This is a genomic window from Bosea sp. PAMC 26642 (assembly GCF_001562255.1).
Classification (GTDB): Bacteria; Pseudomonadota; Alphaproteobacteria; order Rhizobiales; family Beijerinckiaceae; genus Allobosea.
On record NZ_CP014301.1, the window covers coordinates 4,994,140 to 5,006,815 of the forward strand.

The 12,676-nt window shown below is 66.0% G+C and carries 12 protein-coding genes and 1 pseudogene; 3 read left to right on the forward strand and 10 right to left on the reverse strand.

Annotation, left to right across the window (positions count from 1 at the left end; genetic code table 11):
• Nucleotides 1–144 precede the first annotated feature (144 nt).
• Nucleotides 145–615 (forward strand): annotated as a pseudogene (locus AXW83_RS23865) (TRAP transporter large permease subunit); the annotation flags it as partial.
• A gap of 336 nt (nucleotides 616–951) precedes the next feature.
• On the opposite strand, the gene AXW83_RS23870 reads toward AXW83_RS23865, so the two are convergent.
• From AXW83_RS23870 to AXW83_RS23915, 10 genes are all read right to left on the reverse strand, one after another.
• Nucleotides 952–1,473: a hypothetical protein gene (locus AXW83_RS23870; protein ID WP_066618329.1), complete on the reverse strand. Its 522-nt coding sequence runs from the start codon at nucleotides 1,471–1,473 to the stop codon at nucleotides 952–954.
• A 19-nt stretch (nucleotides 1,474–1,492) separates the two neighbouring features.
• A complete protein-coding gene (locus AXW83_RS23875) occupies nucleotides 1,493–2,428 on the reverse strand; it encodes a nucleoside hydrolase (protein WP_066618331.1) in 936 nt (311 codons plus the stop codon).
• A 4-nt stretch (nucleotides 2,429–2,432) separates the two neighbouring features.
• Nucleotides 2,433–3,197, reverse strand: coding sequence for an ATP-binding cassette domain-containing protein (locus AXW83_RS23880; protein WP_066618333.1), 765 nt, complete (start codon nucleotides 3,195–3,197; stop codon nucleotides 2,433–2,435).
• Between the two features lie 114 nt (nucleotides 3,198–3,311).
• Entirely contained in the window at nucleotides 3,312–4,253 is a 942-nt protein-coding gene (locus AXW83_RS23885) for a sugar ABC transporter substrate-binding protein (protein ID WP_066618336.1), read from the reverse strand.
• A gap of 38 nt (nucleotides 4,254–4,291) precedes the next feature.
• The gene (locus AXW83_RS23890) at nucleotides 4,292–5,248 is read right to left on the reverse strand and encodes an ABC transporter permease (RefSeq protein ID WP_210179625.1); all 957 of its coding nucleotides are present in this window, start codon (nucleotides 5,246–5,248) and stop codon (nucleotides 4,292–4,294) included.
• A gap of 4 nt (nucleotides 5,249–5,252) precedes the next feature.
• Nucleotides 5,253–6,032 (reverse strand): SDR family NAD(P)-dependent oxidoreductase, encoded by a 780-nt coding sequence (locus AXW83_RS23895; protein WP_066618338.1) that lies wholly within the window; start codon nucleotides 6,030–6,032, stop codon nucleotides 5,253–5,255.
• Nucleotides 6,033–6,036: 4 nt separating this feature from the next.
• On the reverse strand, nucleotides 6,037–6,849 hold the full coding sequence (locus AXW83_RS23900) for a BtpA/SgcQ family protein (protein WP_066618346.1): 813 nt from the start codon (nucleotides 6,847–6,849) through the stop codon (nucleotides 6,037–6,039).
• Complete coding sequence (locus AXW83_RS23905; protein WP_082767370.1) at nucleotides 6,846–8,393, reverse strand: xylulokinase; 1,548 nt, start codon at nucleotides 8,391–8,393, stop codon at nucleotides 6,846–6,848. The genes AXW83_RS23900 and AXW83_RS23905 overlap by 4 nt, the downstream gene beginning before the upstream one ends.
• Nucleotides 8,390–9,118, reverse strand: a complete 729-nt coding sequence (locus AXW83_RS23910) for a GntR family transcriptional regulator (protein ID WP_066618348.1) — start codon at nucleotides 9,116–9,118, stop codon at nucleotides 8,390–8,392. Before AXW83_RS23910 ends, AXW83_RS23905 begins: the two co-directional genes overlap by 4 nt.
• A 118-nt stretch (nucleotides 9,119–9,236) precedes the next feature.
• Nucleotides 9,237–10,190, reverse strand: a complete 954-nt coding sequence (locus AXW83_RS23915; protein ID WP_066618350.1) for a LysR family transcriptional regulator — start codon at nucleotides 10,188–10,190, stop codon at nucleotides 9,237–9,239.
• Between the two features lie 131 nt (nucleotides 10,191–10,321).
• On the opposite strand from AXW83_RS23915, the gene AXW83_RS23920 reads away from it, so the two are divergent.
• Together AXW83_RS23920 and AXW83_RS23925 are read left to right on the forward strand one after the other, a co-directional pair.
• On the forward strand, nucleotides 10,322–11,287 hold the full coding sequence (locus AXW83_RS23920; RefSeq protein ID WP_066618354.1) for a tripartite tricarboxylate transporter substrate-binding protein: 966 nt from the start codon (nucleotides 10,322–10,324) through the stop codon (nucleotides 11,285–11,287).
• A gap of 33 nt (nucleotides 11,288–11,320) precedes the next feature.
• Complete coding sequence (locus tag AXW83_RS23925; protein WP_066618364.1) at nucleotides 11,321–12,484, forward strand: mandelate racemase/muconate lactonizing enzyme family protein; 1,164 nt, start codon at nucleotides 11,321–11,323, stop codon at nucleotides 12,482–12,484.
• Nucleotides 12,485–12,676 lie beyond the last annotated feature (192 nt).

The following is a 12,676-nucleotide window of genomic DNA, read 5'->3' on the forward strand; positions in this document are numbered from 1 at the left end:
GCCCCGATCGGGGCCCTTTGCATATCGTCCGCCCGCGCCGCCACTGGCCTGCTTTGACTCCGCCCCGATGGCCTGGAATCCGACCGCCGTTGACAGTACGGCAAGGTCAACCGCTCCTCGCTCGTGCGCGTGCTGCGCCGCTCGGCCAACGGCACCTGTATGATCGTGATGATCCTGCTCGGCGCCCACATCTTCGGTTATTTCTTCACCCTGACGCAGGTGACACAGAACCTCGTCGCGTGGGTCGGCGCGCTCGAAGTCTCGCGCTGGGTCATCATGGTGCTGATCCTCTGCGGCTACATCGTGCTCGGCACGTTCATGGACCAGATCGCGATCCTCGTCCTGACTGTGCCAATCGTACTGCCGCTCGTCAAAGTGCTCGGGTTCGACCCGCTCTGGTTCGGCATCATCAAGATCGTAACGGCCGAGGTCGGGATGATCACGCCGCCGGTGGGACTGAACTGCTTCGTTGTCGCCCGTTATTCGGGTCGTCCAGTCCAGGAGGTTTTCAGGGGCTCCATGCCGCATTTCATCGCCCACATCGGGATCATTGGGGTGATGCTGGCATTTCCGGAGATTATCCTGTGGCTACCGCGAACAATGATGGGCAACTAGATCTTCTCGTGTTCAGTTTACCGCACAGGCGCAGCTGACGCGGTTCTCTACAATGACCGCGCGGGAGGCATCTTGCGGGTCTCGCGCCAAAGTATGCTGAAACGCAGCAATGCTCCGGTCCCGAATTCACTACGCTAATTTGCGCCACCTCCAGACATAGGCCTACTTCCCGAAAGCTGACCCTGAAACGGTGTGGCGCCTTTTGGTGGTACTCTCGACAAACCCCAGTGGCATTTTTCTGTTTTCCCCGCGGCACAAGCCGAGCCCGCGCCTTCTCGGGTGCACGGGTATCACCCGTAACCATATTAACCACTCGGGGCGCCGGTTCGCCGGCCGTCATCTGCAAAAATCTGCGCAGCCTACTTCCCAGAATGGTTGACCGGGCCCGAGCTGTGGAACCGAAGGTCGAGGCCTTTTTCCAGGGAGATTGAGGGGTACAGGCTTTACCAGTTCCCACCAGCCATAGGCACATTGGGACCGGTAGGCCATCTGTTCGGAAATCGAGGTGCCCTCGCGCGCCAACGCGGCGTCAAGCGCGTCACAGCTCTGGCGGAGACGCTGGTCGTGGGCGTCGTTTGAACCGTTGGCATAGTCGTGGAAAGCGGCGGTGAAGCTTTCCATTTCGTATGCGATTTGTGGCCAGTCGTGCCTGTCTAGATTCCAGGCGTCCATCCACTCACGCACCACGGCCTCGACCGCCTCGGCCTTCGGCTTGTCCTTCACCTTGCGGGCCGTCGTCAGCATGTGGCGCATCAGCTCGGCGCGGGCATGGAGATGGCGGGCGGCGAGCGCGGCCGTGCGCATCGCGGCGATGGCTTCTGTCGCCTCGGCGCGCAATTCCTCAACCAGATGGGACATAGCTGATCCTCAAAGGCAGTCAGGGCAGGGTGGCGAGACGCTCAATCAGGCGCTCGAACAGCGTCGTCGCCTCGACGGTGGCGACGACGTGGGTGTTGGGCTCGCGCTTGAGGCGGCCATTCCAGTCGATCGTTGTGCGCCCGCGGAGCGACCCTGCGCCGGTTTCGACCTCGACATGGCAGTCGCGCCCCAAAAACAGCTCCGGCCAGAGCAGCCAGGCGATCACGCAGAGGTCGTGCATCGGATGCCCGGCCGTGCCGAGCTCGCCCGGCCTTGGGCGCGTCAGCATGCCGTGTACGGCCGTGCCCGTGGCGGTGCCGAGTGCACCGATCCGCGCGACTTGCACGTGGCTCGCGATTGCCTGCAGCGTGACGCCGAGGCCAATCATCACGATCGGGCGGCCGCAGCCGAAGACGATCGCCGCGGCATGGGGATCGACATGGATGTTGAACTCTGCCGCCGGCGTCATGTTGCCGAGCCCGATGGCCCCGCCCATCAGCACGATGCGCTTCACCTTGGATAGGATGTCGGGGGCGAGCCGGAAGGCCAGCGCCAGATTGGTCAGCGGCCCGAGCGGGCAGAGCGTGACGCCGCTGTCGGGCGTCGCCCGGCAGAGAGCGATGATCGCCTCGACGGCGTGGCCAGGATCGGCCTCGCTCGCCGGCGGAGGCAGTCCGGCCCCGGCGAGCCCGTCCGGCCCGCAGACGAATTCGGCCGTAGCTAGCGGGAACAGCAGCGGCCCCTCGGCGCCGGCATGGACAGGCAAGGAGGCGGCCGCGGCTCCGGCGAGATCGCGGATGCGCAGGGCGTTGGCTGTGGTCTGCGCCACCGGCGCATTGCCGGCAACCGTCGTGATGGCGCGCAGATCGAGCATGTCGCTGGCTGCGAAGGCAAGCAGCAGTGCGACCGCGTCGTCCTGGCCCGGATCGGTGTCAATGATGATGGCCTCGCGCATCCGCTCAGGCCGCCTTCGCGTTGCCGGCCATAATCATGTGGGCGATGTCGTCGGCCGTCAGATCGCCAACCGGGCGGTCCACATATTTGCGCCCCGCGCCCATGATCACCACACGATCCGCCAGTGCCACCACGTCGCGCATGTTGTGGCTGATCAGGATGACGGTGCGCCCGTCGGCCTTGAGCTTGCGGATGAGCCCGAGCACCAGCGCGCTCTCCTTGACGCCGAGCGCCGCTGTCGGCTCGTCCATGATGATGATCTCGGCGTTCCAGCGCAGCGCCCTCGAGATTGCCACCGCCTGGCGCTGGCCGCCTGAGAGCCGCTCGACCGGCCGCGTCATGTCCGTCACCGCAGCCGAAAGCTGCGAGAGATAGCGCTGCGATTCCGCTATCATGCGCTTCTTGTCGAGCACGCGCAGGAAGGGCAGTAGGATGGGCTTGGTCAGTTCTGAGCCCATAAACACGTTCTGGGCGATGGATAGCCGCGGCGCGAGCGCGAGATCCTGGTAGATGGTGGCCACGCCTTGCTCCAGCGCGTCATGAGGCGAGCCGAAGGAGACCGGCTTGCCTCGCATGCTCATCGCGCCTGCTGTCGGCTCCTCCGCTCCCGAGATCACCTTGATCAGGCTCGACTTGCCAGCGCCGTTGTCCCCGCAGATCGCGACGACCTCCCCTGCGAAAATGTCGAGATCGACCTCGCGAACGGCGACGACAGGGCCGTAGCTCTTGCCGATGCCGCGCAGGGACAGGAGGGGGGTGGGATCGCTCATGGGCTTGCCCTTCGGGGCTGGCGGTCTGGGGGGTGCGTCAGTCTCTGGTGGCGCTCACCGGACACTCCGGAGCGTCATGCTCGGGGCCTTCCCCGAGCATGACGCGCCTTGGGCTCACTTTAGGAACTGCTGCACGTTGGTCTTGTCGACCAGCACCGCGTCCGTGAAGAGATACGGCCCGCTCGCGACGGTTTCCTTGGGCTTCTTGTCGACGACGATTGTCTGGATGGCGTCGACCGCCTGCTTGCCCATCGCCTCGAAGGGGATTGCCACCGTCGCCATGAAGGTCGAGGCCGGATCGGCGATGCGGGCATAGGTCTCCTTGCCGCCATCGACCGAGACCAGCGGGATCTGGCCCTTCTTGATCCCCTGTGCCTGCAGCAGGTCGTCAATGATGTATGCCTGCCCGTCGAACGAGGCCCAGATGCCGTTGATCTTGCCCTGGTTCTGCAGCAGCAAAGCCTGCATGCCGGCACGGACGTCGTCGCGCCAGCTCTGGGTGCGGGCCATCGAGAACTTGCCGACTTCCTTGACGCCCTGGTTCTCCGCCAGCACCGCGTCGAGGAGGCGGCCGCGGATGCGCGAGGCGACGTTGAGGTCGAAGCGCGCGGTGGCGATGTTGCCCTGGTAGCCGAGCTGGCCGAGCAGATAGAGCGCGGCGTCAGCGCCGACCTTGTACTCGTTGGTCTGGATGTCGAACAGCGCATGCGGGCTCGAGCCCGACTGCACGGTAATGACCGGGATCTTCGCGTCCTTGGCCGCCTTGAACTGGGCGTCGGCCTCGACCGGCTTGCCCATGGCGATGATGATGGCATCGACCTTCTTGGCGATCAGCGCGTCGAACTGCTCGGCATGCTTGGGCAGCGCGCCTTCCGAATTCAGCAGCGTCACGCCCCAGCCCTTGGCCTTGGCGGCGGCGGCGGCGGCGTTTGCGACGCGGGCATGCGTCTCCGACGAGAACTGAAAACCGATGATCCCGACCTCGAAGGCCTGTGCCTGCGAGCCCAGCGCGACCATAGCGGCCGCGGCCAGCAGCATCTTCCTGAAACCCAACATGATGATGTCTCCCCTCGTTTTGATCGTTGGCGAACAGTTCAGACTTTGAATGCCGCCTTCTTCATCGCGCTGGCCGAGAAGGCGACCGAGCCAATGATGATGACGCCGAGAACGATGTCCTGGATGTAATAGGGCGCGCCGAGCAGGACCAAGCCGTTGCCGAGCACCTTGAGCACCAGCGCCGCGAAGACCGTCCCGACAATGTTGGGCTTGCCGGGCTCAAACATGGTCATGCCGAGCAGCACGGCGGCGATCGCGTAGAGCAGGTAGTCGCCCGCCATGTTGGGCGCGGCGGAGGACAGGTTTGCGGCGAGCAGCGCCGCCATCAGCCCCGCGAAGACGCCAGCGAGCAGGAGGCCGATGCGCTTCATGCGGGCGGTGGCGATGCCGGCGAGCCTGGCCGCCTCGTCCGCCTCGCCCGTGGCGACCATATGCGCGCCGGTCCGGGTCCATTTCACCAGGACCCAGGCGAACAACGTCGCAGCCGTCATCCAGAGCACGAGATTGGACAGGCCGAAGGTGTAGCCGCGCGCGAGCCCGGTGAAGCTCACCGGCCAGCGCCCGGTGAAGGCGACGCCCTGGGTGATCATGAAGGCCAGCCCCTTGGCGATGGCCGCCGTGCCTAGGGTCATGATCAGCGAGGGGATGCGCAGCACCGTGACGCCATAGCCGTTCAGGCTTCCGAGCACGATTCCGACCGCGAGTGCCGCGCCAACGGCTGCGGCGGGTGGATATTGTGAATGCACCATCCAGCCGCAGACCACCGCTGCCAGGCTCGCCATCTCCGCGATCGAGAGGTCGAGCTCTGCAACCGTGAAGGCGAGCGCGAAGCCCAGCGCCAGGACGGCAAGGAAGCTCGTATCCTTCAGCACGTTGATGATGTTCATCGGGCTTGCGAAGTTCGGCGCGAAGAGCAGGAAGAAGACGATCAACGCCAGTCCCGCGATCGCCGTGCCGTATCGGCCGATCACCTCGCGTATATCGATCGGGCCCATCGGCTTAGGCTCCCTTCGCGATCGTCGAGATCGGAGACAGTATCTCGATTCCACCGGTGATCGGGATTAGCGCCCCGGTCACGAAGGCGGCCGAAGGCGAAAGCAGGAAGGCGATCACGGCAGCGACATCCTCTGGTCGTCCTAAACGTCCAAGCGGCGTGCGCACGGCAGCACCGGCGACCAGCGCGTCGAACTGCTGCGCGAAGCCGCCGCGCACCATAGGCGTATCGATGATCCCTGGCGCAACCGCATTCACGCGAATCCCATGCGGGCCGAGCTGCTGCGCCATGCCGTAGGTGAGGGTCGCGACGCCGCCCTTGGCCGAGCCGTAGGCGAGATTGGCCCCGCCATTGGCATGGGCGATTGAGGAGATGTGGACGATGGCGCCGCCTTCGCCCTGGGCGATCATCTGGCGCGCGGCCGCCTTCGAGATGCGGAACACGGCCGAGAGGTTGATGTCGACGAGCTTGTCCCACTCGTCATCCGCCATCTCGACCATCGGGACGGGCCGGGAGGCGCCGGCCCCGGTCACGAGATGGTCGAGCCGGCCGAACCGCTCGACCGCGAGATCGACGCAGGCCTGGGCGAGATGGCGCTGGCGGACGTCGCCGGCGAGCGTCGCGACGGAAGCGCCCTGTGCCGCGAGATCCGTCGCCAGTGCATCGAGCCCGCTTTGGTCGAGACCCGACAACACCAGCCGGTGACCCTGCGCCGCCAGCATCACCGCGAGTGCGCCGCCGATGCCGCCCGAAGCGCCCGTGACGAGCGTGATCGGTTCCGCCATGGCCTCAGGCCGCCTTACGGTTTTCATAGGCGCGCACGAGCGCCTGGGCGCGGCGCGGCTCGACCGGGTTCAGCGTCTGGCGATCGTATTTGATCGAGGTGCCGACGATGAAGAGCTCGGCCACCTCCGCCAGACGCGCGATGTTCTCCTCGGCCACGCCCGTGCCGACCGCGACGGGGGTATCGGGTACCTGCCGGGCGACGCTCTCGATCACGGCGATGTCGGCCTCCTTGCCGGCGGCGGGGCCGCCGACGCAGACGATGTCAGCAAGCCCGATGAACACCGCGCCCGAGGCCTTCTGCTCGACAGGGCGGGTGTCGAGATTGATCGAGAAGCCGGGCGTGACGTTGCAGATGATGCGGATGTGCTCTGCCCCGAGATTGGCCCGCAGGCGCAGCGCGCGGGCCCCGTCCGGCGTCATCATGCCGATGTCGCCGACCAGCCCGCCGGTCAGGAAGGCGCGCACAAAACGCCCGCCCGTGGCATGGGCCACCGCGATCGAGGCCGGCGGGTCGATCAGCATGTTGACGCCGTGGGGCAGCGTGGCCTGCGCCTGGCATTCGGCGATCACCTCGGTCATCGCGGCGACGACTTCGATCGGCATGCTGGCCTCGTAGGGCATGTCGGATTCGTTGGTGTAGAGCAACGCGTGGAAGCCGGCCTCCTCTAGAATCTTCGCCTCCTCCTTCGCCTGCTGGACGATCTTACGCATGCCGCCGCTGCGGTCGTAGAGCGGGGTGCCGGGCAAGGCGAGTGTGTGGACACAGCCGATGAGGAGATGGTCGCGGCCGAAATCGGTCTGGACGAGGGTTTTCATGGGCGGTTAGTCCTTAGTGCGGGTGAGGGCAGGGCGTGGACGCCGGGCAGGTCGCCGGCGCTGCGCGACAGCGTCGCAAGGTCGGCAGAGACCGGCGCCAGCGCCGCTTCGCTGCGCCGGTAGAGGGAAAACAGCGCCTCATAAGCGGCCTTGCGCGCGGGCTCCGGGGTGAAGCGCCGCGCCGGCTGAACCAGCGCCTCCTGAGCCTGGGCCAGCGAGGCGAAGCGGCCGAGCCCGGTCCAGGCGACGATGGCGGCACCAAGCAGCCCGGGCTCCCCGGAAACACCGACGACCACGGGTCGCCCGCATATATCCGCCTTGATCTGGCTCCAGACCGGATTGGCCGCCGCCCCGCCGCCGAAGCGGATCTCGGCAACCGGCGCGCCGAGTGCGGTCTCAGCCCGCTCCAACACGATCCGGTTGAGGAACGCGACGCCCTCCAGCACGGCATAGGCGAGGTCGGTGTCGCCGTGCTGACGGTTCAGCCCGATGATCGCCCCGCGCAGCGAAGGATTCCAGTAGGGGACGCGCTCGCCCTGGAGATAGGGCAGGAAGAGCAGCGGCTGCGGATGCCGGCGCCCGGCCAGCAGCGCGTCGATGCGCTGGCCAGTCGAGCGCTGCCCCGTGGCATCCCGCGCGAGCAGCGAAAGCAGCCAGGTGACGGTGTCGGCCCCGTTCTGGCTCGGCCCGCCGATCTGCCAGAGGCCAAGCCAGTCCACCGTCAGCAGGCCCTCGGCCTCGACCGGCTCCAAGCCGACGGCGCCGAGGACCTCCGTGGTCCCGGAGATGTTGTAGGCATAGCCCGGCCGCAGCGCGCCGAGGCCCGCCACCGCAACCCAGGTGTCGCTGGACGAACAGAAGACGGGCACCCCCACCAGCCGGTCCAGCGGTGCGGGTAGGCCCGGCAGCACGGAGCCGACTCTGTCGCAGGGCTGCAGCAGCGGCGGCAGAATGCCGGCGGCGAGCCCAATCGCCGCGAAGGGTGCGACACCCCCCGCCGGCTCGCGCGCCGCGAGGAGCCGGGCCATCGAGACGGGATCGCCGGCCTGGCGGCCGGTGAGGCGGGCGTTCAGATAATCCTTGGGCTCGAGCACGCAGGCAAGCGCGCGGAAGCAGGCCTCCTCCTCTTCCCGCAGCCAGGCGAGGCGCGCCAGCGGGTGGAAGGCATTGATACGCTCGGCCTCGGGATGGTCGCCAAGCCGCTCGCGCAAGCGGCCGGCGGCGGCCTCGGAGCGAGTGTCCTTCCAAGTCATCGCGGGGCGCAACTGGCGTCCGTCACGGCCGAGGAACACCTGCGTGCGCGTGACGCCACATATCGCGATGGCCTCGGTCTGGCCGAACAAGTCGGGCTCAGCCTCGACGAGCTGTCCGGTCGCCTCGACGAGGATGCGCCACCAGGCGGTCGCATCAATTTCCGACCACCCCATCCGGTCGATCGCGGTGGGGCCGAGGATCGTGGCTTGCGCAAGCGTCGCGCCCGTTTCATCGATCAGCGCGGCGCGGAAGCTCGTGCCGCCGAGATCGCAGGCGAGGACCACGCTCATGACGTCGCTCCCATCGCCACGTCGGAGACGTCGCGATGGATGGTGAAGCGGTAGATGTCGCCACGGATCAGGTTGTCGCTTACCTCGACCACGGCACCTGCTGCGTCCCGCGCCACGCGCTGAGAGCGGAAGACCGCCGTGCCTGGCGCGATCGCCAGCGGCGATGCCTCTTCGGCACTGACGGCCCAGGGCTCAAGCGTCTCTTCCACTATGGCGACGTGCACGCCGCGGCATTCGGCAAGGTAGCGATAGAGCGAGGCGTTCTCCAGATCGGCCGTCGTGGCCCTGCCCAGCGTGGCGAGGCCGAGGCGCGAGCGCTGCAGGACCGCGGGCTCGTCGTCGAGGCTGCGCAGGCGGGTGAGATCGACAAGGCCGGCGGCAGCCGCCGGCCCAAACAACGCCGCCTCGTCAGTGGCGGTCGGGCGCGCGACCAGCGACACCACACGCGTGGTCGGCACGCGGCCGGCCATGCGCGCCTCGGTATGGAAATCGACGAGGCTGCCGAGATGCTTGGCGATATGGCGTGGACGGTAAAACGTGCCCTGGCCCTGGCGGCGCTCGATCAGCCCGCGCTCCTGAAGCTGCTTAAGGGCGGAGCGGATGGTGGTACGGCTCGCGCGATAGCGCTCGCAGAGTTCATGCTCGGAAGGAACCGCACGGGCGCCGGCGCCGCCGGCTGCAAGGCCGCGTTCAAGGCTTTCGGCGATTTCCTGGTAGCGGATCAAGCGCGCATCCCGACGGAAGGATGCCACATGAAAGATACAAATTCGATACAAGTCAAGTTGGAATGGTCATAAGTGCATGGGCCTTAAGTGGTGCGCGCAAGGCACCTCCTTTGCGCCATTACCTGACATCCGATGGTAGCCCGACAGCAGACGTTGGATGGGCTCGCTGATCAGTGTTGTCAGCGCCGGCCGCATCCCGGAGCTTTTCGACCAGGAGACTGGCAGGAAGCGACAACCCCCTGTTCCTTGTCGAGATGACAAATTGGCGGCGGGCCCAAGAGTCGGTTAGCGGGACCACCGTCAGACCTAGCGACTGCTGAACCGCGCGCGCTTCCTCGCCCGGGACGATGGCGACCGCCAGTCCCGCGGCGACGATCCGGTAGGCAGCATCCACCGTCGAGACCTGGATCCGGTGGATCAGCTGCTTTCCGGCCGCTCCTGCAGCACTCCGTTGTCTTTGCTGCATGATGCTGCGAGCCAAGATATCGACGTGCTCGTAGTCGAGAGTCTCGATGAAGGCGACGGACTCGCGGCTGGCAAGTGGGTGCCCCTGGGGTACGACGACGGCGAGGTGATCGCGGTGATAGGGAAAGAGGGTCAGATCTCGGAAGTCCACAGCATCCCAGCAAACGCCGATATCGGCTCGTCCCTCTTCGACGCCTCTTACAACCTCCCAGATTTCCCGCTCTTCCAAACTCACTCGGACGTCGCGGTACATCTTGGCGAAGCAACTGATATCATGGGGCAGAAATTGAGCGACCGCCGACTTGCTGCCGAAAACGCGAACCTGGCCCTGCACGCCCTGCGCAAAGGCGCCGAGGTCCGATTTGATCCGGTCGAGCATCTGCAGGGACTCGCGCGCATAGCGCCAGAGCGCCTCGCCCGCGGCCGTGAGCGTCACGCCCCGACGACCACGTTCAAAAAACTTGACGCCTGCTTCGCCTTCCATCTGGGCGAGGCGCTTGCTGACGGCCGAGGGAACGATCGCTTCCCTCTGGGCGGCGGCCGCGATGTTTCCCTCCTCGCAGACGGCGACAAACAGGCGCAAGGACACCGGGTCGAAACTACGCATGAAGCCTCCGGGAGAGCTTTGCGGCCATCTCCAAATGGAACGGCTTAGATGATAAATGACCACGTCAGAGGTGGCTGATATTCCCTGCGGCTCGATCTATCGTCCCGTCAACCAAAAACGGGGAGGCAACGATGGCGAAACTGGCTCTTGGCATTCTGCTGGCGGCGGCGATCGCGACGCCGGCTGCGGCGCAGAATTATCCTACACGGCCGATCACGATGATCGTTCCCTTTGCCGCCGGGGGGCCGACCGACACGGTCGCTCGCGTGACCGCCGAAACGATGGGCCGTATTCTCGGCCATAACATCATCGTCGAGAATGTGGCCGGCGCTGGCGGCACGACCGGCAGTCATCGAGCCGTCCGCTCCGATCCCGACGGACACACCATCCTGCTCAACCATCTCGGACTGGCGACGGCCGTCACCCTCTATCGCAAGCTGCCTTTCGATCCGATCGCCGATCTCAAGCCCGTCGGCGTCGTCTCGGATGCCAGCATGGCGATCATCGCCCGGCCGGGATACCAGCCTGAATCACTCGCGGATCTGATTAAAGACGTCAAAGCGCGCGGGCAGGAGATGACTTTTGCCCATTCGGGCCTGGGCGCCTCTTCCCAACTCTGCGGACTGCTGTTCATGGCAGCCGTCGACAGGAAGCTCACTCAGGTGCCTTTCCGGGGCGGCGGGCCGGTACTGCAGGCGCTGCTGGCGAACCAGGTCGACCTTGGCTGCGAGCAGGCCACCACTGCCGCGCCCCAGCTGCAGTCGAAGAGCATCAAGGGGTATGCCGTCACGAGCATGCAGCGAATCCCCGCGCTTCCCGATGTGCCCACAGTGGTCGAAGGCGGCCTTCCCAACATGGAAATCAGCGTGTGGCACGGCCTGTTCGTGCCAGCGAAGACCCCTGACGCCGTGGTTCAGACGCTGTCGGCAGCGTTGGCGAAGGCACTGCAGGACCCCTCGCTCGGCAAGCGCTTCACTGACATCAGCACAATACCGACGCCGGAAAAAGCCACGCCGGACGCCTTGGCACAGACCCTGAAAGACGACATCGGCCGCTGGCGTCCGCTGATCCAGGCCGCCGGTCAGTTCGCCGACTGAACCCCTCCGATCTCCATCACGTCAGGATCTTAAATGCGTATCGTCGACATCCGGGAGCGCACTGCTCCGATCGCCTCGCCCATCGCCAATGCCTTCATCGACTTCTCGAAGATGACGCTGAGCCTCGTGGCGGTCGTCACCGACGTCGTCCGCGACGGTAAATCGGTGATCGGCTACGGCTTCAACTCCAACGGGCGCTATGGCCAGGGCGGCTTGATCCGCGAGCGCTTCGCCCCGCGTATTCTGCAGGCGGAGCCTGACAGCCTGCTCGATGGGGAGGGCAGCAACCTCGACCCCGGCAAGGTCTGGGCGGCGATGTTCACCAACGAGAAGCCGGGCGGCCATGGCGAGCGCTCGGTCGCGATTGGCACCATCGACATGGCGGTCTGGGACGCCGTAGCCAAGATCGCCGGCAAGCCGCTCTTCCGGATGCTGGCCGAGCGGGCCGGTGTCACCGCCGACCCCCGGGTCTTCGTCTATGCCGCAGGCGGCTACTACTATCCCGGCAAGGGGCTGGAAGGCCTCGCGGCCGAGATGCAGGGCTATCTCGACCGCGGCTACACGGTCGTAAAGATGAAGATCGGCGGCGCCCCGCTGGCCGACGATTGCGAGCGCATCGAGACCGTGCTGCGAATGCTGCCGACCGGCTGCAAGCTCGCGGTCGACGCCAATGGCCGCTTCGACCTGGAGACCGCGATCGCCTATGCCAAGGCGCTGCGCCAATACGATCTCTTCTGGTATGAAGAAGCTGGCGATCCACTCGACTACGATCTCCAGGCCAGGCTCGCAGAGCATTATCCCGGCCCGATGGCGACCGGCGAGAACCTGTTCTCGATGCAGGACGCCCGCAACCTGATCCGCTATGGCGGCATGCGCCCGGACCGCGACTGGCTGCAGTTCGACTGCGCGCTAAGCTACGGCCTCGTCGAGTATCTGCGCACGCTGGAGATGCTGAAGCAGAACGGCTGGTCCTGGCGTCGTTGCATCCCCCATGGCGGCCACCAGATGTCGCTGAACATCGCAGCGGGTCTCGGCCTCGGTGGCAACGAATCCTACCCCGACCTGTTCCAGCCCTATGGTGGCTACCCTGACGGCGTGCGCGTCGAGGCCGGCCACATTGTCATGCCGGACCTGCCGGGCATTGGCTTTGAGGGCAAAGCCGACCTTATCGCGGAGATGCGTAGCCTCGCCGCGTGAGGCGACGCCTTGGTATCTGACTAAGGCGCCGTCCTTCCTGCCCCGAAGTACGGCGGGTACGTACGAAGCGGCCGCGTCAAGGCGCGACCACGATCACGCTGACGGAGTGCTCTCCGCCGGATAAGCGGCTCCCACAAAAATATGGAGGCCAATAGAAGGCGCGAATTCAATCGCCTTACAGTCATATTGGGA